Here is a 25,062-nt window from a genome sequence, read left to right as displayed (position 1 = left end):
TAATAGGTATATTATTGCCGATAGCAGCACCCACAGGCACTGCTATACATAATATTACTGAGCAGAAAATGCCGACAATAGCATTTGCCACTGCGGATCAAAATCACAGCGAATCGTCATCGGTTGCTGGCTTATCGGGTGGAGAAAGGTGAGTTCACTCGCATGTAGCATCAAACGTTTAATAGCAAAATATTGCGCAAATGCGCGATTTTGATGTAAATCACCATGCCGACTATCACCAATGATCGGGTGAAAAATATGCTTCATATGGCGTCTAAGTTGATGTTTACGCCCCGTCAGTGGTTTAAGCTTCACAAAGCTATAACGTGCCGTTGGATACTTGCCAACGCTAACGGGAATCTCTACCGAGCTTATCGGTTGGTACTGCGTCACCGCCGATTGTGCTGGCTTGGCCTTATCAGCAAATTTATCGGCAATCTTATCGAGTTCTTCAACTAACGGATAATCAATCTTACCGCTCTCAGTAATGACGCCACGTACAATGGCATGATAGGTTTTTTGTGGTTGCCTCTGCGAAAACTGCTGCGCTAATAAGTGCGCAACTTCACTCGATAGCGCCAACAATAACACGCCGGAGGTCGGCCGATCTAATCGATGAACCGGAAACACATGTTGACCAATTTGATCGCGCAGTGTTTGCATCACCACCACTTTTTCATTTTTATCGAGCCAACTGCGATGAACAAGCCAACCTGATGGCTTATTTATCGCAATAAGATACTGATCTTGGTATAAGATATCAAACATCGTGTTATAAAAATAAACGGGTTAGTTCTTGAGCAATACTGGGCTGATTATTATCACCAATCACTCGTGTCACTTGTGACTTAACCTCATCATCGGCGTTACCCATCGCAATGCCCAGACCAACAGTTTTTAACATGCTGATATCATTATAACTATCACCAAATGCAACAATATCTTGTAAGTCCATCTGCTCTGACTTCGCCCAGTTAGCCAGTCCATTGCCTTTACTATTGCCTTTTAAAGCCACATCGGCGCGATTAACCCAAGACCATTCACACTCAAATTGACCTGTTTGCTCAACTGCTTTAGAAAACGCTTGTAACGCCGGAATATCATGTGAGCTCGTGGCAAACTTAAAGACCTCTTTGCTATTGTCAATCACATCAAGAAAACTATCGACTTTCATCAATTTAGGCTGTAGCGCTTGAGGTAATGAATCAATCCATTTAAATAATCCAGCAAGATGATCATCAAGCACTTCATAAGTCATATAACTATCGGTATAAAGCAACGTGTGAATGCGGTATTCGTTGACTAAATTAAGTAATAACTTAGCTTGTGTTTTCGATAAAGGATGCGCATCAAAATAACGCTGTTTGCTAAAATCATAAAGGTAGCTACCATTGCAACAAATAGCCGGTGTATTGAGCTGCAATTGGTGAAAGTAAGGGTAAATCACACTGTGATGACGCCCCGTGACTAAAATCACTTTTATCCCTTTTTGCGTTACCAGCTCAATGGCAGCTATCGTTTCAGGCAAGATGGCTCTTTGGCTGTTTAGTAATGTCCCATCCATATCAAAAGCAACGGCTTTATAGGTCATAATATCCTCGTTATAATGATTAAAAATATGAACGCTAAATGATTCACTGATTTATCGATAAATATCGATTTTTTGGCGTCCCAAAAATGAGTGAGACAACGTTGTGCCATCAACAGTTTCAAGTTCACCACCAACTGGCACGCCGTGAGCGATGCGCGTTGCGATAATATCAGCCTCACTACACATTTGCGCAATATAATTAGCAGTAGCTTCCCCTTCAATAGTTGGGTTAGTTGCTAAAATCACTTCATTAATTTGCTCACTACGTAATCGTATGTTGAGCTTATCTAAACCAATATCATTGGGGCCAATGCCATCTAATGGTGAAAGATGCCCCAAAAGCACAAAATAGCGTCCACTGTATTGTCCGGTTTGCTCAATTGCCACAATATCAGCAGGTGTTTCAACAATGCATAGCTGGCCACTTTCGATACGTCGAGAATTGGCACAAATAGCGCATTTGTGCTGTTCTGTAAATGTTCGACAATCCTCACAATGCCCAATGTTAATCATTGCCTCATGTAAGAGATGTGCTAATTCAATGCCACCTTTACGATTGCGTTGCAATAAATGAAATGCCATGCGCTGAGCACTTTTAGGACCGACGCCAGGTAAACACCTTAGCGCCTCGATTAAAGACTGTAATAAAGGACTAATTTGCATCTTACTACCAAATGATTATGTTAATTAACAACATTATATAAACAGCGCATCAATATGCACTATCAATAAAATCTCACACTGCTTTTTGATTTGTCGCGCGAAGTATCAGGCAAAATAACGCCTTAATGCAAAGCGAGTTAAACAATATAAAACCGCATAACAAACGATAAACCACAGCAGTAATAGGATTATTGAGTGAAATGCAAAGACAAACGGTAACATAAAACAACTTATCATTAATGATGATATCCCAAACAAGATTAATGTTATCGTACTTGCGGTTAACAAACTTGAAATAGGTAACCAACTATATGTTTTTAAAATAAATTTTTGACTAATACAGTATAAAAAAACATAGCTAAATATCACCGAGGCAAAACCAAATAGGAAAATCATGTTGTCATACTCATTGAGTAAAACATTAATTTCATAAACGGATGAAAAAATACGAAAATAAATATTCCACATCGCACCATTACTGACAAAACAAAAAATCGATGCAAAAATAATGGCATAAAACTTGCTGCTATCTTGTTGAGTCATATTGCTATTAAGTTGATTACTTGAACTCGGTAATTTTTGTTGGTGAGATTGTGCAAAACTATCAATTAATGGCGTTTGAAAAAACCGTCGGCTTAATTTAACTAGAATATATAACACAATACCGCTAATAATATATAACCAGATGTTTGTTGAGATCTCAATGAGTGAATTTACTATCGGAATTTGATCAGCCTGATGATAATTACTAGATTGTTCACCTAATTTGACAAAATTACTCATAAAAATAATCTTGATCAAATAGGATAATACACACTCTGTGAATAAATAAATCAAAGCAAAAACAAGTGCTAATATCCGAATACGCGACTTATTTCTCGCAATATAAAAATAGAGTTTATTTTGATAAAAAAAGAAACAACTCAAGATTAACACAAAGAAAAAAGACGTTAAATCGTATAACGCCATTTTAGTAATTGTATTACGCTGAGCGGTCGTATCATTAATAAACTTCCGCCCAAAAAACAAAGACAGCACTTGAGCTGAGAGTAGAATAATATAATAACTCGCTGAAAATAACAAAGGTAAGCGATAAAACATAGGTTACTCTATCAAAATGGCATCTTAAAGCCAGGCGGTAATTGCATGCCACCCGTCACTTGAGCCATCTTTTCTTTTTGGGCTTCATCCAAACGACGGCTTGCATCATTATAAGCTGCGGCAATTAAATCTTCTAACATTTCTTTATCATCATCAGTTAACAGTGATGGATCAATTTCAACACGTCGGCAATTATGCGCGCCATTGACGGTTACTTTGATCATACCAGCCCCTGATTCGCCAGTTACTTCCATTAGGGCGATCTCTTCTTGCACTTTTTGCATACGCGTTTGCATTTGCTGTGCTTGCTTCATAATATTACCCAAACCACCTTTACCACCAGAAAACATGATTAATTCCTCTTAAAATTGTTAGTACATTACATTTAGTCGTGATTAAAATGCAGTATTATACAGGACGAATACTCTCTTCATCAATTCGCGCTTCAAAAAATTGGCAAATCATGGCCACTTTACTGTCTTGCAAAACGCCTTTTTTTGCTTGGGCCAATTTCGTTTGATAAATTTTTTCGCGCACTTCTAAAGGGGTTAAGTGCGATTTATCATCATCAACTACCGCCGTTAATGATAGCTCTTGGCCACGGTGTGAGGATAATATTTCGGCTAAACGTTTAACATTGTTATCGCTACGCACCAAATGAGCTAAGGTTGAACGAATATGTAATATGAGTTTGGTTGGCTCAACATATTCTAAAAATGCGTTTATCGCAATTTGCTTGATTAAAGGTGGCATGGTTAATATATTTATCTCAGCACTCCAGGAATCAATTTGCGCAGCCTCATCAATCAGCTTCTGATTAAGTTCGGGTGTTTTTTCATGCAAAAACGCTTGTTTAACGGTTTTAGCATCCAACACCGTTTCGGCATTAGGTGTGAAATGCTCACTAAATTGCCATTGATAGGTTTCAGCAGTTTCTTCCGTAGAATTGAGTTCTTCTCCCGGCATTGCCGCTGACTGTATCTGCTCAGACGGATCAGCGGCAGTTAACAATCTTGCCGAATGACTTTCCACACTTCGCGCCATCAATTCAGGTTGAGTGCGCTCAACCTGATCAGACTTTTTTACATTTTTTTCGCTCTCAATAACTTGTTGCCTTGCTGCTAAAATGCTTTTTGTCGCATCAGCAACATGATGATCAATCTCGGGGGCACTTGCGGGAGGGGGCGCTAATTGCGTCGTTTTTTTGGTAGTCGCGATAGGTAGTTCTTGTATCGGCTGATTATCGGTTGCTGCACGATTCATTGCGGGGTCAATCGAACGAGCGAGGGGATTATCTTCCTGCGCGACTTGCCTTTCATTATCCGATTTAGCGTTAGATGATATCAACGTTTTAGGTATGAAGGCCAATGCGCGCAAAAAGCCCATTTCAACACCCATTTTTTTATCGGGTGCATAAGTAAGCTCTTTTCGGCCCATTAACAAAATTTGATAAAATAGCTGAACATCATTAGGCGCAATATGCTGTGCTAAATAACGAATGCGCTCTTGATAATCACTATAATCACCAATTGCACTTGGCACAATTTGTAACAATGAGATTTGGTGCAATAGTGTTAACGTTTCGGTCAATAGATGATCCCAGTCAACACCTTGTTTAGCTGCCTGCTCAAGGTGCTGCATCAAACGATTACCATCACCTTGATACATCGCTTCAATGAGTTCAAAAGGGATCACTTTATCGAGCGTACCAAGCATAATGCTTACTGACTGCGTATCGATTTTGCCATTGCCCAATGCAATGGATTGATCCGTTAAACTCAGTGCGTCACGCATGCTACCATTTGCTGCTTGTGCTAATAATTGTAGCGCTTTATCATCAGCTTCAATTTGCTCACTATGCAGTATTTTAACTAATTGTTGCCTAATTAAATCGTGATCAAGTACGCTAAGGTGCAGGTGTAAACAACGCGATAAAATCGTAATAGGTAGTTTTTGTGGATCGGTTGTCGCCAATAAGAATTTAACGTGTTCAGGTGGCTCTTCGAGCGTTTTTAATAAAGCATTGAAACTGCTACGCGATAGCATGTGAACTTCATCGATCAAATAGACTTTAAAGCGCCCTTTCGTTGGCAGGTATTGAATATTGTCGAGAATTTCACGAGTATCTTCAACTTTAGTGCGCGATGCGGCGTCAATTTCAAGTAAGTCGATAAACCGTCCCAGTTCAATATCACGGCAGTTATCACACTCACCACAAGGATTGGCGGTGATACCTTTTTCGCAATTAAGGCCTTTAGCTAATAAACGCGCGATCGATGTTTTTCCAACGCCGCGCGTTCCTGAAAAGAGATAAGCATGGTGAACACGCCCCAAAGAAAGTGCATTTGCTAATACGGTTAACACATGTTGTTGACCGACAACATCGGCAAATGCTTTAGGGCGCCATTTTCTGGCTAAAACTTGATAACTCATCATTTAACTCTTACCGTACTTTATCAAACATCCGATTTTTTTGCATTATAGCATAAATTTATTGTGAGTTTAGCGGGCAATTTATCTGTTATTGATTAGCAAAATTGCAACATAAAAATGACAATTAATTAGCTAACAACACGTTTGGCGATCCAGTAATGTTTTTTCCAGTAGCTATCATTGACGTTAGAAAAGCGGACACCATCAGATGTTGATGCATGTAAAAATTGACCATTTTTATAATAAATACCGACATGTAAACCCGCTGATCCGCGGCCGGTTTTAAAAAAAATCAAATCGCCAGCTTGTAATTGTGAAACCGATACGCCAATTTTTGCTTGATCGGTCGTCACCCGAGGAATCCACATATTAAACTTATCGCTATAAAAACGTTTTACAAATGCTGAACAATCCACGCCATTTAGCGTATTACCGCCATAGCGATAGGGTGTTTTATTCCAGACTTGATATTGTTGTTCGATTTTTTTCAGCATCACAAAATCGGATTTTTTATCTGCGTATTTCAATGAAGCTTCAGAGCTGCAAGCACTTAACATCACTAATGCAATTAGGACATTAACAAGCTTAAATATCCTAATCCAATTCATTTGCAACATGTTCCAAAACCTCTTGACGTTGATCATCGTGTTTTTTATAGCGATGATGATTAAGTGTAGACCAATTAGGGTGAGCTCGGGCAATTTGTAACGATTTAGGTAATTTGCCCTTTTTCCATTCATTCTCATCTAATTTAGCTAAAACAATCGGCATATTATTAGCATGACCTCGCGCATTCAAGCTTGCCTTTAGCTGTAATAATCGTAGCGATAAAAAACAGATAACGGCATCATCGATGGTCATATTAGTATGGCCTGATATTTTTTGTTTGATTCGTGCGCCGTAATGCTTGGCTGTTTGTGCAATTCCGCCAATTGTTGCACCAATTAAAGCCGCTGAACCTAACGTGATACCACCAACCGCTAAATCAACACCCGCACCAATTGCTGCACCTGAAATAACGCCTTTGCTTAAATGTATCCCCATTAACTTCAGCGCTTCTTTATTAAATAAATCGCTTTTAAAACGACCTTGTAATATAGGCATATTCTCACTACTTTCTTGCGCAACAGAAAACTGATATAACGATAATAAATCATCGATGGCTTTTTGCTCTCGTCGACGCACTTGATCTTGCATTGATTTAACCACCGCTTCAATGTTGTTTTTCACCAACTCATGATAAGCAACAACGTCAATGAGCGTTTCAGCAATTACGATTTTAGCTGCATAATCACGAGATGCACGCTGTTGCTGAATTTTTTCTTGCCATTGGTTTAAAATTGCTTGGGCAGGTTCAATCAGTAATAATAAGCTTTGGTAAAGGCGGATTTCACCATCGATCGATGGAAACACCGCATCAAAACGAACAATAGTATGGATACCGACTCTGGCAAGCAATGTTTTCCAATTCGTTTCATTGGGTGAAGACGATGCCGTATAGTTAAGTACCGCTAGGACTGGCTTATCGCTATAAGCAAGTATAGCTAGCTCGTCATGGTATTTCTCAAGTACGGGTTCTCGCACATCCACGACATAAATTGCGACGTCACTTTTCAATAATTGGCGAATAACTTTTGCTTCTTGCTCAAATTGATGCTGTGATTCAGGACTGGCTAAAAATAGGTTTAGTTTATCAATGCCATCGCTTTTAGTATTAAAACGATCCAACTGGCGAATATAATCATACAGCGCAATGCTGTCTTCGATACCAGGTGTATCGTAAAAATGAATTTTTTTGTTTTGTGCGAGTGAAAAGGTGATTCTTTCAACATGTGTTGTCGTGCCAGGTTTGTCAGCGATGCTTCCTAAATGGCTATCTTGTGTCAATGTTCGCAGTAATGATGTTTTACCCACATTGGCATGACCCACAATAGCCAAATTAAGTTCATTAAGCATCATGCTTGCCTTCCAATAACCAGCGCGAATTAGCCTGCTCAATATTAAGGCTCGCCAGATTCTCTTGCCAGTTATTCCATTGCCGCCCTTGATTAATAAACCATACTTTCGTTTGCGAGGATTTACTCGCCAAAGTCTGAATAAGATGTATCATGCCGCGATCGGGAGTACGATCACTATCAATTGCGATTAACAATTTTTCTGCTGGCTGCTGCTGCAACAAATCAAGCACCGTTTCCCTCTGCTTATGGTTGTTTACAAAGCCGATAAAATCGATATTTTCAGGTGATTGCCAATGCGTTTCAATATCGATCGCAACAAGCATATTCTTGCCACCAGACCGAAATAACGCAGCAGCCTTGCTGCGGCTTACTTGCCAATCTGCTTGTGCATCAATGACCGATTTAATCGATGTTGGCTCTAAATCATGGCTTAACATTTGGTATTCGGGATATTGTAAATTGAGGCTTATACTATTACAACTAATTCGCCATTTTACCCAGCAAAAAATACACAAAATAGCTCGAACAGCAACACCATAAACAATAAAAATACCGAGTAGCCAAACCGCCCAGGCCGATCGAATCTCTCCATTAGTGATGGCTTGTTCGCTGGCGCGAATCATTTCAGTATCTGGCAATGAAAAACCGAGTGCGGCGGGCAGTTCACCTAACAAGCGGGTTAAGGTAATGACCGATTCAGCGCTTAATAGCGTCGTTTGCCATTCAAAACTGTAATTTTTGGTCGACAATAAACCCACTAACACAATTAGCGCAGCACATAAAATCACAGTCCAAAGCACGTTCACAATTAAACCAACTAACCACCGTATTTGCCTAGAAAATAGCGTAATAAAGGCGGGCAAAATTTGTGTTGTCGTCGTTTTTTGTGATAATTTTTTAGCGAGCCATAACCAAAGATGAATAAACAAGCTGCCACTTTCATTCGGCAAGAAAACACTTGATAATATCCATAAGCATAATGTGACTAAATGAACACCAAGCAAACATAACAGTGCCCAATATAAATTAACCGGATTATACGCTAACGCGCCCAGCGCAAGTCCGCTGCCGGTAAATACCGCCACAATAAGTAAAATAATCATGGATAATTTAACCGAATTGAGCCAATGAGCTTGTGCTCGCGTTAACTCATGTTGTTCACTAATGATCTCAGCTCGCATAATAATACGTTCATCGAGGGGGGCATTTAACGCCCTTGCTTGACGATTTGCTTCATCATCACGAAATCGGCCATTATTGTGTTCAATCAAGCGAACCGTTTCAGTTAACCATAATGATTTTAAATATTGATTCATTGCATCTCTTTTTATTCATACGTTTATCACGTTGTACAAAACTATCATCGTGATCATGCTGACATAAAATAATCATAGCGTTATTTTTGCGCAAGATAAACTAAAAAAGGGCATAACATGCCCTTTTAAGTACTCGGTTTAATTGTAATAATCTTAACGTGATATTTCGCCAATTTTACTGACTAACGTCGAAATACGTTCTTGCCACGCAGTTTGTTCTTGTTGTAATGCCATATTTTGATTACGTAAATTGGTCACTTCGTCAGACTCTTCGCTAATTAGCGTCTCTAAATCCTGATTTTTTTGTTTCAATTCATCGATTTCACGTTGTAATGATTGAATAGTAGTGACAGTTTGTTGAATTTTAGTTTCTAACTGATTAAGTATTTCTAAAGACATATTGATCCTCAATAACAATTATTTGTGTATAATGAGATATATTATAGCGAATTCAAATTAAATCTACACTCAATTAAATGCAATTATTGGAGAAAATTATGCGTAAACCTCTTGTTATGGGAAATTGGAAACTTAATGGCAGTAAACCGATGGCTTTAGATTTAGTCACTGGCTTAACAAAACACCTTGCCAATATTGAGGGTTGCGACGTTGCAATTGCACCGCCTGTTGTTTATTTAGACTATGTACAAAAATTGCTAGCTGACAGCAATATTATTTTAGGTGCGCAAAATGTCGACACTCACCTATCGGGGGCTTATACCGGTGATATTTCAGCTGATATGCTTAAAGAAGTGGGCGCGACACATATTATTATTGGTCATTCAGAGCGCCGTACTTATCATAAAGAGTGCGATAAATTTATTGCAGAAAAATTTGCGATATTAAAAGAAAGTGGTCTAGTGCCGGTTTTATGTATCGGTGAAACCGAAGCAGAAAACGAAGCGGGACAAACTGAGGCAGTTTGCGCAAAACAAATTGACGCAGTCATTGATCTGCTTGGTGTAAAAGCATTCAATAATACCGTCATTGCTTATGAACCAGTTTGGGCAATTGGTACGGGTAAGTCAGCAACGCCAGCCCAAGCACAAGCCGTCCATAAATTCATCCGAGATCACCTCGCCAAACTTGATGCAAGTGTTGCACAGCAAGTGATTATTCAATACGGTGGCTCAGTGAATGACAAAAATGCAGCTGAATTATTTACCCAACCCGATATCGATGGTGCATTAGTTGGCGGAGCGTCATTGAAAGCAGATGCGTTTGCAGCCATTGTAAAAGCAGCCGAATCGGCCAAAAAATAATCATTAACAGTGACTTACTAGCTTATTTAGTCTGTAAGTCACTGCACGATCATAAATGTTAAATAGGTCTACTCCTACAAAAGTAGGTGAATCTATTTAACAAATTAAGATAAGGAAATTAGACAGGATAGGTTGTTGACTATTTCTTATACCGAGTTGGCCAAATTTTTTCTACAGGAACATTTAAATATTCAGAAATAATTTTTTCATATTTAGGGCAATGACGATATAATGCATTCCTTAGTGTGTCAGCTTGTAAACCACTTTTACGGGACAAATCTCTTAGACTTCCTCCACGAATTTTAATTTCCCCCACTACTCTTGACGGTAGCCAGTCTTGATCTTGTACTCTCATTATGAGATCCTCTTATGTAGATAGTTAAGATTATCGGTGCAATACTATATAATGATGTGAAAATACACCATAATGAGATAAAGAATACCACACAAAAAAACGAATTTAAACAAAAAAGTACACATTTATACAAAAAAAATTTGTAAATATACTTATATTATTTTAAAAGTAAGTAAAACTTGAAGGTAACAATGACAGAACTTGAAAAACAAAAACTATTGGCAGACACTGGTATTCTGGAGTTCAAAAATAGGCTCTCACTTGCGCAAGAAGGAATGTCTGGTAATGCTTTCGCTAAAAAAGTCGGTATGTCTGAAGCGGTAATTAGGGATTACTTATCAGGCAAAACCTATCCATCTTTAAACCGTTTGGCAATGATCGCCAAAAAATGCAATGTACCGATAGAATGGTTAGCCACAGGCCAAGGAGAGTGTCGGCTCATATCTAACAAAAGTACGCAAAAAGTTGTTTATATTCCCGCTTATCAAAACAAGCCGTCTGATAATTACGACCCTCTGGCCCCACTCGATAATAAACGAACTTTACCTTTCGATTTAAACTGTATCAAACATCATAATTTTGATATTGAACAGTTGTACGTTTTTACTGCAAAAGGTGATTCTATGTCGCCAACTATATCAGATAACGATACCTTAATTATCAATACCGCCAACTTGTTCTCATTTGATGGTTATATCTATGTGATTGAATATGGTGAATCTTTTAGTGTTAAACGGATACAAAATCACGGTAAATATTTCTTATTATTATCCGATAATGAAAAATACCCATCAATCAAAATAGATAAATCAAATTCAGCAGATGAATTTAAAATTATTGGTCGGGTGATCTGTATCTTAAAAGATCTCTCTTAACTCGATTTAGCAGCCATTTATCAACCACCTTAATAAATGGTTATTTATCTTTTTACCGTAAAACATTATTGCTCTTTTATCATTTATGATAAAATTGTCAGCAATGTTCCTTCTATTTAGTTTATAGTTAATTATGTCAAAAAATGAAATAAGTCATTCAAAAAAAGTGAAAGTCATTGTTGGAATGTCTGGCGGTGTCGACTCTTCTGTATCAGCCTATTTACTTCAGCAACAAGGATATGATGTTGTTGGTTTGTTCATGAAAAACTGGGAAGAAGATGATAATGAAGAATACTGTTCAGCGGCATCGGATCTCGCTGATGCGCAAGCAGTATGCGATAAATTAGGCATAAAACTGCTGACAATCAATTTCGCCGCTGAATATTGGGATAACGTTTTTGAGCACTTTCTATCAGAATACCAAGCCGGCCGAACACCAAATCCGGATATTTTGTGTAATAAAGAGATTAAATTTAAAGCATTTTTAGATTACGCCGCTGAAGATCTCGGGGCAGATTATATTGCAACAGGCCATTATGTTCGCCGCAGCGATCACCAAGGTCAAGTTAAGTTGCTCAGAGGCATTGATAATAACAAAGATCAAAGTTATTTCCTGTATACACTCAGTGAACAACAAATCGCTAAGAGCTTATTTCCGGTGGGTGAACTGGAAAAACCAGACGTCAGAGCGATTGCCCATAAATTAGGATTAGCAACCGCAGCCAAAAAAGATTCAACCGGAATTTGCTTTATTGGTGAACGAAAATTTAGTGATTTTCTTGCTCGCTATCTCCCAGCTCAGTCTGGCGTTATTAGAACCGTTGATGGCGAGATCATTGGTGAACATCAAGGCTTAATGTATCACACGCTTGGGCAAAGAAAAGGTCTCGGTATTGGCGGACTAAAAAATGCCGATGAAACACCATGGTATGTGGTCGATAAAGATATCAGCAACAATGAACTCATCGTTGCACAAGGGCATGATCATCCTGCGCTGCTTTCAGGCGGATTAATTGCCAGTCAACTCCACTGGGTTGATCGTAAAGCATTAACCGCCCAGCTGACATGTACGGTTAAAACGCGTTATCGCCAGCAAGATATCCCATGTACATTAACTCCAATTGACGATGATAAAATTACCGTGGTTTTTGCATACCCTATCGCAGCCGTTACACCAGGTCAATCAGCGGTATTTTATCAAGGCGAAGTTTGCCTTGGCGGTGGGATTATAGAAGAAAGAACACATCGCCAGTTTGACCAACATGTATCGGCCAATAAAGAGAGTTATTATGAACAATAAATATCATCATATCGCCATTGCATTAGGCGGCGTGTGCCAAAGTGCGATGTTAGTGCCGACATTAGCCAACACCGGTCAGTGTGATACAACACTCTATGATGTTTCACTCAGTAGTATTTTTAATACTAATCCGACTTCTGCTCAAGATGTATTTGGCGGCCCACAAAACATCAAAGTGGGCCTAGAAATTTTGATTCAATTATTTAATCATAATCAAAAACACAATGCTGAAGTGATTCGCTATGTGTTCGGCGCACTTGGTGTAACTCATAAACTATTAAAAAACCATGATGCTTTAGCAAAAATTTCGCAACGTTTAACGCGGATTGAATCTGTGTATCAGTCAGAAAATAATGATACGTTATTTGCTAATCACCGCGATGAAATATCTTATTCTTTAGCTGGTATCTATTGCGATATTATCAGCCCCCTCACGTCAAAAATTAGAGTGGTGGGCAAAATCGAATATTTGCAAAATACTTTAGTTCAAGCCAAAGTACGCTCAGCGTTATTTGGTAGCGTAAGAGCCGCAACGCTGTGGCATCAAGTCGGGGGCAGTCGTTGGCAGTTTCTTTTTGCCCGTAAAAATATCGTGAATGCTGCTAATGATATTTTACGATAATATTAAGTCATGATGACAAAACGCCACTTATCAATGATTAAAAGCCAATAAACTACGGAGCAAAATGATGGAATTGTCTGCACTTACCGCCCTATCACCAATTGATGGTCGCTATGGAGATAAAACAAAAGCGCTTAGACCCATATTTAGTGAATATGGATTATTAAAATACCGTGTCGAAGTTGAAATCAGATGGTTGCAAAAACTAGCCAATTGTCAACAAATTACCGAAGTGGCTGAATTTGACCACGCCACCAATCAGTTCCTGGATAATATGATTGCGCAGTTTAGTGAACATGATGCTTTAAGAATTAAAGCGATCGAAAAAACCACTAATCATGATGTGAAAGCCGTAGAATACTTTCTGAAAGAAAAAACAGCCGATATTCAATCTTTAGCGTCGGTCGCTGAATTTATCCATTTTGCTTGTACATCTGAAGATATTAATAATTTATCGTACTCATTAATGCTAAAAGCCGCAAAAGATACCGTCATTATTCCTTACTGGACACAATTAATTGATGCGCTAAAAGAGAAAGCAAAATTATATCAAGATATCCCATTACTGTGTCGAACTCACGGTCAACCTGCTACGCCTTCAACAATTGGTAAAGAGTTTGCCAATGTTGTTTACCGTTTAGAACGACAACTTAAGCAACTAAAAGCGATTGAAATATTAGGTAAAATTAACGGTGCGACCGGTAATTATAATGCACATCTTGTTGCTTACCCTGATGTTGACTGGAATCAATTTAGCCAGCAATTTGTTACCTCATTAGGCTTGGTCTGGAACCCATACACCACTCAAATTGAGCCGCATGACTATATTGCCGAGTTTTTTGATTGTGTCGCTCGCTTCAATACCATTGTTATCGATTTTGACCGCGATATTTGGGGCTATATTGCACTCAATCACTTTAAACAAAAAACTGTTGCTGGCGAAATAGGTTCATCAACGATGCCACATAAAGTTAACCCAATTGATTTTGAAAACTCAGAAGGCAATTTAGGCTTAGCCAATGCTGTTATGCAGCACTTAGCAAGTAAGCTACCGATTTCACGTTGGCAACGTGACCTTACCGATTCAACGGTTTTACGCAACTTGGGTGTTGGGCTTGGTTATGCATTAATCGCCTACCAGTCTACCTTAAAGGGCCTTAGCAAATTAGAAGTGAATCAAGCACATTTACTCAATGAACTCAATCATAATTGGGAAGTGTTGGCTGAGCCGATTCAAACCGTTATGCGCCGCTACGGCATTGAAAAACCTTATGAAAAACTAAAAGAGCTCACTCGAGGTAAGCGCGTAGATAGTGAAGGTATGCAGGCATTTATTGATAGCCTTGCGCTACCTGAACATGAAAAAACCCGTTTGAAACAATTAACACCGGCCAACTATATTGGCTATGCAATTGAGTTTGTTAAAAAAATATAATGTTAAGGATATACTGTGTCAACTCAGACCATTAAAATAGCAACGCGTAAAAGTCCGTTAGCGCTATGGCAAGCAAATTATGTCAAATCGCAGTTGCTATCATATCACCCTAATTTAAGTGTTGAACTGGTTCCGATAATCACGCAAGGCGACGTGTTACTTGATAGCCCATTATCAAAAATTGGCGGTAAAGGACTATTTGTCAAACAGCTGGAAATTGCGATGTTGAATCATGAAGCCGATATTGCGGTTCACTCAATTAAAGATATTCCGGCACAATTTCCGCAGGGCTTAACGTTAAGCACAATTTGCCCGCGTGATGATGTGCGAGATGCCTTTGTGTCAAACCAGTATCAATCCCTTGATGAGTTGCCCGTTGACGCCATTGTCGGCACCTCAAGTTTGAGACGACAATGCCAACTAAAAGCCCACTACCCTCATTTAATCATCAAGGATTTACGCGGTAATGTCGGTTCTCGATTAGAAAAACTCGATAATAATCAGTATGATGCCATTATTTTAGCAGCTGCAGGTTTAAGACGCCTAGGTTTAGCAGAGCGTATTAAGCAATATATTTCAGTGAGCCTTATTATGCCAGCGGTCGGACAAGGGGCCGTTGGGATTGAAACGCGACAAGATGATGTGCGACTTCATCAACTGTTAGCACCGTTAGACGATGCCAATACGCGTTGTTGTGTCATCGCTGAGCGGGCCATGAACAATTATCTACAAGGTGGGTGTCAGGTACCGATTGCCTGTTACTCTGAATTAACGCAGCAGACATTATCCCTCAAAGGGTTAGTCGGCAGTGTCGATGGTCAACAGATAATTCAAGCTCATGTGTCAGGTGAAATACAACAAGCACAGGCACTTGGCATCACATTAGCTCAGCAATTGATTGACCTTGGCGCAGATAAAATTTTACAACAACTTTAACTTTTACGATTGCTTAGCAGGCGCATTTTATGATTATCGTGACACGTCCCTCCCCCTATGGTGAAGAACTGGTGCAATTATGTCATCAAGCGATGTTACCGGCTAAGCATTTGCCCTTTTTTCGTATCAGTACCGGTGGTGATCTTGATACATTACAGCGACAATTGAATCGCTTGCAGCAAGGAGATATTGTCATTACCGTATCACCACAAGTTGTCAACCAGATATACTCATCTAATTTGTCTATCGAGTTTCCTGATTTTATCCATTACTTTGCCGTTGGTAAAAAGAGCGCACAACAATTCCAAACCTTATGTCAACAGTCCGTTGGCTATCCACCAGTAGATGAAAATAGTGAAGGTTTAATTAACTATTTACACAGCATTAAGCTCCCCGTTAATCAGCGCCGAGTGTTAATTTTATGTGGTGATAAAACTCGCCCGGTTATGACAAATAGTCTTTGTGCACAAGGGGCATTAGTCACTAAAATTGAGTGTTATAATCGCCATGTCATTGAATACTCTTTAGCAACTTTTCAAGCTAATAGCAACGATTATCTTGTGATTACGAGTATCGAGCATTTATTACAACTTGAACATTACTATAGCAATGAAGATAAACAGCAGGTAACGCTAATTGTCAGCAGTAACGTAATAATGAATGCAGCAAAAAAGCAAGGTTGGCAGCACATTTATGTGAGCTTGAATGCAAATAATCAAAATTTGTTTAAAACAATTGTAACTCTATGTCATAATGATACCAAGCCCTTAATGAGTTGGACATCTAATGCACCACACCGATAATAAACCTATTGAATCAAATATGCGATGTATCAGTGCCAATGCCACGTTATCAAATATAGCGGTTACTGAGTTTAATACTCAGCATGATGACTTTTTGTCCGTACCCTCGCAAGCACCAGCAAGTCCACCGATTATTGATAAGCATACGCAATCTCAACAAGTGAAAGAAAACATGAAAGAAAACAAAGAACCCACAGTGTCGACCAAAGCACCGATTAAAGATGAGAAAACGCGATCTAAAGAGAGCCTGACGCCATCAAATAAAGTCCCTGTTTCAAAACTGTCTATTGTGGCCATTGGTTTAACACTCTGTTTAGGTGGCTTTTTTTATTTTCATAACCATCAGCAATTGATGCGACAAGATGCAACTATTGCGGCGTTAAAAACCGAAATTACGACGTTAAAAGACACGTTACAACAATCCATTACCGATGAACTTAAAGCGCACGTCTCGCAAGCAGTTGAAAAGCAAAATACCCAATTGTTGTCATTAGAACAACAAGTCAAAAATCAGCTCAGTGAGCAGACGCAAAAACAGCAACAATTTATCGCTAAAATCGATAATTCAATTAAAGTATCGGAACAAAATATCATTAACTTCAACGAACGTCTGTCGGCAATGTCCACAACCGATAATAAAGTTTGGTTAATCTCGCAGGCCAATTATCTGGTTAATCTAGCGGGCCGTAAAATATGGAATGATCAAGATTACACCACCGCAAGATTATTGCTGAAAAATGCCGACACTAGCCTTGCTCAAGCGAACGATCCAAGTTTATTACCCGCTAGACAAGCAATTAATAAAGATATTTCATCGTTATCGGCTATTAGCTTTACTGACTTTGATGGCATTGTGATGTCTTTAATGGAGCTGGTTGATTCGATTAATACTTTACCGCTTGTTGAACATTACCAAGATATCGCGCTTAATAAAGAGCAAAACGGTTATACAGTCACTAATGTAGATGATGCCGAATACACCGCCAATGGTGCCTTAGCGCAAACAAACAGCAGTACGATATCCACATCCATTGCTGATTGGTACAGTAATTTAGTGAAAGGTACTGAATCATTCTTTCAAAAATTTATCCAAGTTGAAAAATATGACACCTTCAGTGAGTGTATTGCTGATGCCGGAGAAGACGCCGATTTACTGAAAAAATGCCAAGCCCACACTGCAGTCATCTTGCCTGAACAAGCGCTTTACTTAAAAGAAAACATCAAGTTAAAACTGCTTATTGCCGCTCAAGCCGTGCCAAGACACCAAGAGCAGATTTATCAACAATCGCTTAATGATGTCTCAGTTTGGGTCAATGCTTATTTTGCCGATAATTCACCATTCGTCAAAGCGTTCTTAAATGAATTACAAAATTTGCAAAAACAGTCGATTAGTAATCAAAATGTGCCAGCACAACTTAGCAGCAACGAAGAGCTTAGCAAATTAATGCAAACTCGTGTTCGAGCAATGTTAGCGGAATAGGAGAAAAATAATGTTACGAATTTTGGTTATTTTTCTGGTGCTCGTCGCCGGCATGATTATTGGCCCAATACTGGCCAACCACCAAGGTATTGTCCTTTTTCAAACATCCGGTTATCGTATCAAAATGAGCCTGACGACATTTATTTTGGCACAAGCACTGTTGCTCTTACTGCTTTATATCGTTTATTGGTTATTGAAAAAACTCTTTTACTCAAAAACTTCTTTTGGCGAGTGGTTACGTTCAAAGTCACCGAAGAAATCACTTAAACGTTTAGAACAAGCTCAGCTCGCTTTGCTTGAAGGCGATTATAAAAAAGCGTCAAAATTACTCGCTAAAAGTGCCAAAGGCGCGACGAATAATACGTTAACGTATTTACAAGCCGCACAAGCTGAAATTAATCAAAATCAATTTAACGAAGCAAGAGAACATTTAGAAGAAGCAGCAAAAACTTGTCAGGATAAAGAGCGTTTTGCATTTAAACTGGTGCAACTAAGACTGTATATTAAAAGCCAACAATATCCGCTTGCTAACCTTGCTGTCGAAAAATTACTCGAAGAGATGCCGCGTAATGCTGAAGTATTACGCCTGGCGGATCACCTTTATTATGAAACGAAAAATTATCAAGCAATTATTGAGATTCTTCCGACCATGTATAAATCTGCTGCTTTTGATGAAACACAGTTAGACCGTTTTAAAAATGTCGCTTATATTGGTCGCATCAAACAGCTTGCAGATAATGAAGGTATCGATCAGATGATGAAATGGTGGCAAGCTCAGCCGAAAATCATCAAACAAAATAGAATTTATCAAGATACGATTGAAATCTATCAAGATAATTTATTAAAACGCTAAGATAAGTATCACATTGTAAAAAAACCACCTATTCGGTGGTTTTTTTATTGAGATGATAATTTAAAGTATGCCTTGTCCTAACATCGCATCCGCGACTTTAACAAAACCGGCAATATTAGCACCATCTACGTAATTCACCACTTGACCATCACCATGTTCACCATATTTAACACATGATGCGTGAATCTCTAGCATAATTTTGCGTAACTCCCGGTCAACATCTTCTGCGCTCCACGACATTCTTGCCGAATTTTGTGCCATTTCTAGACCAGATGTGGCAACGCCACCTGCATTAGCCGCTTTACCTGGTGCAAACAGTACATTAGCCTCAATAAACGCTTTTGTTGCCTCTATCGTTGTTGGCATATTCGCGCCCTCACCAATCGCAATCACCCCGTTACCAATCAGCATTTTTGCCTCATCAAGGGTGAGTTCATTTTGTGTTGCACACGGTAATGCCACGTCCACTTTGACGTGCCATGGTTTTTTACCTTGATGAAATACCAAACCAAATTCATTAGCGTATTGTTCAACGCGGCCATATTCAGTATTTTTAATCTGCATCAAGCGCGCTAATTTCTCTGGTGTAAATCCGGCTTCATCAACTACCGAACCGGCCGAATCAGAAATCGTAATAACTTTTGCGCCTAATTGCATACACTTTTCAATCGCATATTGCGCAACATTACCCGAGCCAGAAACCGCGACTCTTAAACCCTCAAATGTTTTACCTTGCTGTTTAAGCATCGCTTCAACAAAGTACACCAGCCCGTACCCCGTCGCTTCTGGGCGGATTAAACTACCACCAAAAGAGAGTCCTTTACCGGTAAACACACAAGACGCATTATTGGTGAGTTTTTTCATCATACCGGCCATAAAGCCAACTTCACGTCCCCCCACGCCAATATCACCCGCTGGTACGTCAGTATCTGGGCCAATATGACGATACAATTCAGTGACTAATGCCTGGCAAAAACGCATCACTTCGCCTTGACTTTTACCTTTTGGATCAAAATCGCTGCCGCCTTTACCACCGCCCATTGGCAGTGTTGTTAATGCGTTTTTAAATGTTTGCTCAAAACCAAGAAACTTAAGAATCGATAAATTGACTGACGGGTGAAAACGCATGCCACCTTTAAATGGACCAATTGCTGAATTAAATTGGACTCGCCAAGCGCGATTAACTTGCACATGACCTTTATCATCAACCCAAGTTACACGGAACTGAATAACGCGTTCAGGCTCCGTGATACGTTCAAGCAAACCGTGTTGGGTATACTGCGGATTTTTTTCTAAAAAAGGCCATAATGATGTTAATACTTCACGAACCGCTTGCAAGAACTCTGGCTGATTGGGATCGCGCTTTTGTAAAGCGCTAATGAATTGATCAACTGATGAATAATGACTCATAATCTATCCTTATTATTGGTAATAATCTCATGTTTACTAATCTACCTAGTTTAGTGAAAATATAGCACTAAAATAATGCATACAAAATAATAAGTTTTCATAATAACAATGCCATTAATAAAAATGATTATAAGATTGACGTTATAAGTCTTTAGTTATCACCGTTAAGGTACAACGCACCAAAATCATTTTCAATTAAGCAAAATAACGTACGAGTGACATGGATACAATACCAACAATCACGATCCACATTAGATTTTTAGTCAAGATAGCGGCCAATACGGTTGGACAGGAAGCATACCAATATTCGCTATTTATTTTAGGTAACTGACCTTCTTGCACCAGCAATAAATTTTGCACCAATAAAGCGGTCAAAATGCACAGCGGCACATAAGATAAAAAACGTAGTACAACCTCAGGGATATTGATTTTGCGTATTAACATGAACGGAATAACGCGAGGCAACCACGTCACCACACCACATCCTAAAATAACCCCTAAACTATATAACGTTATTTCCATTTTTCTAATAGAACTCCAAATAAACAACCCAGTAACGTTGAAACAAGTATAGCGAGCTCTGCTGATACCCATTTTGTTAATAAAATTAATACAATTGCGACAGTTAGCATGACATAGATCATCTGTTTTTTGGTTTTGCTTTTATCATTAATCAATTGCAAATAAAGCAAACCGATAAACATAGCAACTAAGGCATAATCCAGACCAAATTGCCTTGGATCGGGTAACCAATTACCGATCACTGCGCCAATAAAACAAGCAAAAATCCAGGCAATATAAGCGGTAAGGTTAAGCCCGTGCATCCAAGGGGCCGTAACGGAAACTTTTTTGGCAATCGACGTCATCGTCACGGCGAAAGTTTCATCGGTTAATAAGCTGCCAATACCAATATTATTCCAGAATGGATATTGCTTAAAATAAGGCGCCGTTGCCATACTCATTAAAAAGTGGCGAGAATTGATTAAAAAGACGGTAAAAATAATCGCGGAAATGGGGGTACTTATCACCATAAGCCCAGCGATAATAAATTGTGCTGCACCGGCATACACTATCACAGCCAGCAAGGTGACTTCTAAAATACTCAAATTGGCCGCCTTACCAATCACTCCTGCTGCAATGCCAATACCAATATAGCCCAGTAACGTTGGAATACAGTCCACAACACCATTTTTGAAGGTTAAACTCATCACTTAATTCAAAATTAATAATCTATTTACGCTATTATAATCAACTTATTTCACGAAGGCGATAACTTGTAGTAAAGACCACTAGAACTTTATTTCGATTTAGCATAACGGCAATATACGATACGTAATGGTGTGCTGATCAATTTTACCGTTCATTACTTCAATGAAGTAACGATTTTTAGTCAAATTATCTTCTAAAATATGGTGATAGACTGAAAAAAGTGAATAAATTTAAATATTCAAGTAATTTATATTGAAATAGTCTATAATCACTATAAGCACATTCATTTTTTAGATTTATCAGGGATAATTTCATGTCATTTGATTCTCTTGGTTTAAATACCGAGATTTTGCAAGCTATTGAAGAACAAAAATACACCACACCGACACCAATCCAACAACAAGCAATTCCTATTGTATTATCAGGTAAAGATCTGATTGCCAGCGCACAAACTGGTACAGGAAAAACAGCTGGTTTTAGCCTTCCTATTTTACAAAAATTAGCTGAATCACAGGCGGAAGATAAAAAAGGCAAACGCCCGCTTTATGCCTTAATTCTAGCTCCAACGCGTGAGCTTGCGGCGCAAATCGGTGATAATATTCGCGATTATAGTCGCTATTTACCGATTCGCTCATTAGTAGTATTCGGCGGGGTAAGTATTAATCCTCAGATGATGAAATTACGCGGTGGCGTGGATATTTTGGTTGCAACCCCTGGTCGATTACTGGATTTAGTTCAAAAAAATGCTGTCGATCTGTCCACCATTAAGATTTTTGTGTTGGATGAAGCAGATCGTATGTTAGATATGGGATTTATCCACGATATCAAACGAGTAATTACTAAATTACCCAAAAAACGTCAAAATTTAATGTTTTCGGCGACCTTTTCTGATGAAATAAAAAAATTATCACAATCAATACTGCAATCGCCAGAGTCTATCGCCGTTGCCAAAGAGAACAGTACCGCTGAACAAATCACGCAATATGTCCACCGCGTCGACAAGAGCCGCAAACGTGAACTGGTGTCTTATCTGATTGGCAAAAATCAATGGCAACAAGTGCTAATTTTTACCCGCACCAAATATGGTGCTAATCATTTGGCTGAACAATTGACGAAAGATGGTATTAAATCAGCGGCAATTCATGGAAATAAGAGCCAAGGCGCTAGAACCAAAGCATTAGCTGACTTTAAAAGTGGTCAAATACGTGTGTTGGTTGCAACCGATATTGCCGCGCGTGGCTTGGATATTGAATTATTACCTTATGTGGTCAATTATGATTTACCGCAAGTTGCTGAAGATTATGTTCATCGCATTGGTCGTACTGGTCGCGCACAAAACAAAGGTCAGGCAATATCACTTGTCTGTATCGATGAATTACCACAACTCAAAGCAATTGAAAAGTTGGTAAAAATGCAAATTCCTGAATTAACAACGCCGGGATTTGATGTCAATCCAACAATTAAAGCAACGCCGGTGAAAAAAAGCAATCAACGGCCGAACAAAAAGTGATAAACTAATCGAATGATTCGCAGTAAAACAAGTTTAAAAGGATATTATTATGGCTAATCGTAGTCGACGTTTGAAAAAAAAATTACATATTGAAGAATTTAAAGAATTAGGCTTTACATTGAGTTGGTCGTTTAGTGAAGGCACCGATGCTGCAACGCTAGATAATGTAGTTGATCAGTTCATTCGCGAAGCTGTTGTTCCTAACGGCCTTGCTTATGAAGGCAGTGGTTACTTAAACTGGCAAGGTTTAGTTTGCACTCAAAAACTCGGTAACTGCACTGAAGAACACCGTAAAATTGTTACCGATTGGTTGAACAACCACGGGCTTAAAGATGTTAAAGCAAGCCAACTTGTTGATATTTGGTGGGATGAGTTAGTTTTTTAAGTGTATTTAACTTACCGATTGTCCAATAAAGCCAATATGAAATATTGGCTTTATTTTTTTTTATGTAATCGCTCATTAAACTATTTTGCTCTGTGCTCATTAGTTTGGATGTCAAAATTGAGTTTTGATATATCAAATCCCAGTGATTTTGCCATCTGTATATACTCAGTTTTTATTTTATCGCTAATGCTAGGCGTTCTAGCTAAAATCCATAAATATCGATTTGTTGATCCAACGACTAATGCCACTTGATAATTGGGATCAATTTTAACCACATGATATCCGCCATAAAAGGGGCCAAAAAATGATACTTTTAAAGCGGCAATATTGGGAGTATCAAGAAAATACGCTTTGCCGATGCTTTCTTGCCATTGATCTTTTTGCTTATTATAACCTCGATTAATGACTTTTAGACCGTTGTCATCTCGATAGCTATAATGCGCATAAACATTAATTAATCCCTGCTCAAAACGGTTATCTAATCGCGCTATTTCATACCATTTGCCCAAATACTGTTCTGGCTGAAAATGACTAATTGGTTTAATACCTCTAGGTACACTTACGCGAGTTAATATTAACTTTGATAGTAGCCTCTTCCATAAAGTTTTAATCATTTTAAACATTTTTAACCTCTTAATATCATAATGTGAAAATTAAAACGGCGAATGGCTAAAAATCTAATGCCGCTATTGGTACAAATGATAAATCAAATCGTTAGATAATAATGGCAAAACGAGAAGAAAAAACAGACAAATACAATGACTCTAGACTTTAATACTAAAATGAGAAAATTGAACTAAACCGACATAGTATCTATTTAGTTCAATAACATGAATAATTATTTATCGCAGCGTAAGATGCCGCCATGAGCGATTTGCTCGGTTGAGATTTCATGCATTATAATTTGAACGGCATCAGGCTTACAATTAAGCGTTTCTGAAATAGCTTGCGTAACACGCTTTACCATCTCTCGTTTTTGTTCTACCGTTCGTCCTTCTAAAAAATCAATCACGACATTTGGCATACGATTCTCCCTATTTTTGGTTATTAATTTCTGCAATCTGTTGATCTGTTAAAGCAATATCACAATTAAGACAAACACCAATACCGGATTCAATTATCTTAGTTGCAATTAATTTTGCTTCACCAAGTGAGTGCATTTTATAAGATCCACATTGATACTCATTCAGTTCAGGAATTTCATCTTGCGACGAGACTTGCATAATATCTTTCATTGATTCAAGCCAACTGCTCGCAACTTGTGATTCATCAGGTTGCCCAATAACACTCATATAAAATCCAGTACGGCATCCCATAGGCGAAATATCAATAATTTCGACGTCTTGCCCATTAAGATGGGTTCGTAAAAATCCGGCAAACAAATGCTCAACAGTATGCATTCCTTTCTCAGGTAAGACGATTTTATTTGGGGCGGTAAAACGCAAATCATATACAGTAATAGCATCCCCTTTGGGTGTTTGCATCATTTTCGCTACACGTACAAAAGGGGCCTTCATCTTGGTGTGATCAACTTTAAAACTATCTAGTAATGGCATAACTTACTC

27 protein-coding genes and 1 pseudogene are annotated in these 25,062 nt (G+C 38.7%); 11 read left to right on the top strand and 17 right to left on the bottom strand.

Annotation, left to right across the window (positions count from 1 at the left end):
• Positions 1 to 54: 54 nt before the first annotated feature.
• From truC to zapB, 10 genes are all read right to left on the bottom strand, one after another.
• On the bottom strand, positions 55 to 768 hold the full coding sequence (gene truC, locus DES39_RS02315; RefSeq protein WP_121144148.1) for a tRNA pseudouridine(65) synthase TruC: 714 nt from the start codon (positions 766 to 768) through the stop codon (positions 55 to 57).
• 4 nt (positions 769 to 772) lie between these two features.
• Positions 773 to 1,591: a pyridoxal phosphatase gene (locus DES39_RS02310; protein ID WP_121144147.1), complete on the bottom strand. Its 819-nt coding sequence runs from the start codon at positions 1,589 to 1,591 to the stop codon at positions 773 to 775.
• A gap of 51 nt (positions 1,592 to 1,642) precedes the next feature.
• Positions 1,643 to 2,254: a recombination mediator RecR gene (gene recR / locus DES39_RS02305; protein ID WP_121144146.1), complete on the bottom strand. Its 612-nt coding sequence runs from the start codon at positions 2,252 to 2,254 to the stop codon at positions 1,643 to 1,645.
• Positions 2,255 to 2,359: 105 nt separating this feature from the next.
• The gene (locus DES39_RS02300) at positions 2,360 to 3,037 is read right to left on the bottom strand and encodes a hypothetical protein (protein ID WP_147405412.1); all 678 of its coding nucleotides are present in this window, start codon (positions 3,035 to 3,037) and stop codon (positions 2,360 to 2,362) included.
• 329 nt (positions 3,038 to 3,366) lie between these two features.
• Complete coding sequence (locus DES39_RS02295) at positions 3,367 to 3,705, bottom strand: YbaB/EbfC family nucleoid-associated protein (RefSeq protein WP_121144144.1); 339 nt, start codon at positions 3,703 to 3,705, stop codon at positions 3,367 to 3,369.
• A 58-nt stretch (positions 3,706 to 3,763) separates the two neighbouring features.
• Complete coding sequence (dnaX, locus tag DES39_RS02290) at positions 3,764 to 5,788, bottom strand: DNA polymerase III subunit gamma/tau (RefSeq protein WP_121144143.1); 2,025 nt, start codon at positions 5,786 to 5,788, stop codon at positions 3,764 to 3,766.
• Positions 5,789 to 5,916: 128 nt separating this feature from the next.
• Positions 5,917 to 6,396, bottom strand: a complete 480-nt coding sequence (locus tag DES39_RS02285) for an NlpC/P60 family protein (protein ID WP_121144759.1) — start codon at positions 6,394 to 6,396, stop codon at positions 5,917 to 5,919.
• Positions 6,383 to 7,747, bottom strand: coding sequence for a GTPase/DUF3482 domain-containing protein (locus DES39_RS02280; protein ID WP_121144142.1), 1,365 nt, complete (start codon positions 7,745 to 7,747; stop codon positions 6,383 to 6,385). The genes DES39_RS02285 and DES39_RS02280 overlap by 14 nt, the downstream gene beginning before the upstream one ends.
• Positions 7,737 to 9,062, bottom strand: coding sequence for a DUF2868 domain-containing protein (locus DES39_RS02275; RefSeq protein ID WP_121144141.1), 1,326 nt, complete (start codon positions 9,060 to 9,062; stop codon positions 7,737 to 7,739). The genes DES39_RS02280 and DES39_RS02275 overlap by 11 nt, the downstream gene beginning before the upstream one ends.
• A 153-nt stretch (positions 9,063 to 9,215) precedes the next feature.
• Complete coding sequence (gene zapB, locus DES39_RS02270) at positions 9,216 to 9,461, bottom strand: cell division protein ZapB (RefSeq protein WP_121144140.1); 246 nt, start codon at positions 9,459 to 9,461, stop codon at positions 9,216 to 9,218.
• Positions 9,462 to 9,559: 98 nt separating this feature from the next.
• Between zapB and tpiA the strand changes: the two genes are divergently transcribed.
• On the top strand, positions 9,560 to 10,324 hold the full coding sequence (gene tpiA / locus DES39_RS02265; RefSeq protein ID WP_121144139.1) for a triose-phosphate isomerase: 765 nt from the start codon (positions 9,560 to 9,562) through the stop codon (positions 10,322 to 10,324).
• 139 nt (positions 10,325 to 10,463) lie between these two features.
• Here tpiA and DES39_RS02260 read toward each other — a convergent pair whose 3' ends face one another.
• Entirely contained in the window at positions 10,464 to 10,679 is a 216-nt protein-coding gene (locus tag DES39_RS02260; protein WP_121144138.1) for a helix-turn-helix domain-containing protein, read from the bottom strand.
• Between the two features lie 191 nt (positions 10,680 to 10,870).
• Between DES39_RS02260 and DES39_RS02255 the strand changes: the two genes are divergently transcribed.
• The 8 genes from DES39_RS02255 (at position 10,871) to DES39_RS02220 (ending at position 18,983) form a co-directional block, all read left to right on the top strand.
• The gene (locus tag DES39_RS02255; protein WP_121144137.1) at positions 10,871 to 11,554 is read left to right on the top strand and encodes a LexA family transcriptional regulator; all 684 of its coding nucleotides are present in this window, start codon (positions 10,871 to 10,873) and stop codon (positions 11,552 to 11,554) included.
• A 133-nt stretch (positions 11,555 to 11,687) separates the two neighbouring features.
• A complete protein-coding gene (gene mnmA / locus DES39_RS02250; RefSeq protein WP_281271050.1) occupies positions 11,688 to 12,854 on the top strand; it encodes a tRNA 2-thiouridine(34) synthase MnmA in 1,167 nt (388 codons plus the stop codon).
• Positions 12,844 to 13,476 (top strand): high frequency lysogenization protein HflD, encoded by a 633-nt coding sequence (hflD, locus tag DES39_RS02245; protein WP_170143314.1) that lies wholly within the window; start codon positions 12,844 to 12,846, stop codon positions 13,474 to 13,476. The genes mnmA and hflD overlap by 11 nt, the downstream gene beginning before the upstream one ends.
• Before the next feature lie 67 nt (positions 13,477 to 13,543).
• Complete coding sequence (gene purB / locus DES39_RS02240; RefSeq protein WP_121144135.1) at positions 13,544 to 14,911, top strand: adenylosuccinate lyase; 1,368 nt, start codon at positions 13,544 to 13,546, stop codon at positions 14,909 to 14,911.
• A gap of 15 nt (positions 14,912 to 14,926) precedes the next feature.
• Complete coding sequence (hemC, locus tag DES39_RS02235; protein ID WP_121144134.1) at positions 14,927 to 15,847, top strand: hydroxymethylbilane synthase; 921 nt, start codon at positions 14,927 to 14,929, stop codon at positions 15,845 to 15,847.
• Positions 15,848 to 15,876: 29 nt separating this feature from the next.
• The gene (locus tag DES39_RS02230; protein WP_121144133.1) at positions 15,877 to 16,650 is read left to right on the top strand and encodes a uroporphyrinogen-III synthase; all 774 of its coding nucleotides are present in this window, start codon (positions 15,877 to 15,879) and stop codon (positions 16,648 to 16,650) included.
• A 19-nt stretch (positions 16,651 to 16,669) separates the two neighbouring features.
• Positions 16,670 to 18,130: a uroporphyrinogen-III C-methyltransferase gene (locus DES39_RS02225; RefSeq protein WP_170143313.1), complete on the top strand. Its 1,461-nt coding sequence runs from the start codon at positions 16,670 to 16,672 to the stop codon at positions 18,128 to 18,130.
• Positions 18,131 to 18,140: 10 nt separating this feature from the next.
• Positions 18,141 to 18,983 carry a heme biosynthesis HemY N-terminal domain-containing protein gene (locus DES39_RS02220; RefSeq protein WP_121144131.1) on the top strand — a complete coding sequence of 281 codons (843 nt, stop codon included), beginning with the start codon at positions 18,141 to 18,143 and terminating at the stop codon, positions 18,981 to 18,983.
• A 60-nt stretch (positions 18,984 to 19,043) separates the two neighbouring features.
• Here the strand turns inward: DES39_RS02220 and gdhA are convergent, their stop codons facing one another.
• From gdhA to DES39_RS02205, 3 genes are all read right to left on the bottom strand, one after another.
• Positions 19,044 to 20,393, bottom strand: coding sequence for an NADP-specific glutamate dehydrogenase (gdhA, locus tag DES39_RS02215; protein ID WP_121144130.1), 1,350 nt, complete (start codon positions 20,391 to 20,393; stop codon positions 19,044 to 19,046).
• 195 nt (positions 20,394 to 20,588) lie between these two features.
• The gene (locus DES39_RS02210) at positions 20,589 to 20,915 is read right to left on the bottom strand and encodes an AzlD domain-containing protein (protein WP_121144129.1); all 327 of its coding nucleotides are present in this window, start codon (positions 20,913 to 20,915) and stop codon (positions 20,589 to 20,591) included.
• Positions 20,906 to 21,601 (bottom strand): AzlC family ABC transporter permease, encoded by a 696-nt coding sequence (locus DES39_RS02205; RefSeq protein ID WP_121144128.1) that lies wholly within the window; start codon positions 21,599 to 21,601, stop codon positions 20,906 to 20,908. Before DES39_RS02205 ends, DES39_RS02210 begins: the two co-directional genes overlap by 10 nt.
• 314 nt (positions 21,602 to 21,915) lie before the next feature.
• Here DES39_RS02205 and DES39_RS02200 point away from each other — a divergent pair.
• Together DES39_RS02200 and DES39_RS02195 are read left to right on the top strand one after the other, a co-directional pair.
• Positions 21,916 to 23,097, top strand: a pseudogene (locus DES39_RS02200) (DEAD/DEAH box helicase); the annotation flags it as partial.
• 61 nt (positions 23,098 to 23,158) lie between these two features.
• Entirely contained in the window at positions 23,159 to 23,497 is a 339-nt protein-coding gene (locus DES39_RS02195) for a YggL family protein (protein WP_121144126.1), read from the top strand.
• Positions 23,498 to 23,577: 80 nt separating this feature from the next.
• On the opposite strand, the gene DES39_RS02190 is transcribed toward DES39_RS02195, so the two are convergent.
• The 3 genes from DES39_RS02190 to luxS form a co-directional block, all read right to left on the bottom strand.
• Entirely contained in the window at positions 23,578 to 24,120 is a 543-nt protein-coding gene (locus DES39_RS02190) for a lipocalin family protein (protein WP_211324587.1), read from the bottom strand.
• Positions 24,121 to 24,335: 215 nt separating this feature from the next.
• A complete protein-coding gene (locus tag DES39_RS02185) occupies positions 24,336 to 24,521 on the bottom strand; it encodes a 2-hydroxymuconate tautomerase (RefSeq protein WP_121144125.1) in 186 nt (61 codons plus the stop codon).
• A gap of 10 nt (positions 24,522 to 24,531) precedes the next feature.
• A complete protein-coding gene (gene luxS, locus DES39_RS02180) occupies positions 24,532 to 25,053 on the bottom strand; it encodes an S-ribosylhomocysteine lyase (protein ID WP_121144124.1) in 522 nt (173 codons plus the stop codon).
• Positions 25,054 to 25,062: the final 9 nt, after the last annotated feature.

Source organism: Orbus hercynius, from assembly GCF_003634275.1.
GTDB lineage: Bacteria > Pseudomonadota > Gammaproteobacteria > Enterobacterales > Orbaceae > Orbus > Orbus hercynius.
Note: the sequence above shows the minus strand (reverse complement) of the source record. Positions and strands in the feature narration are given on the sequence as shown.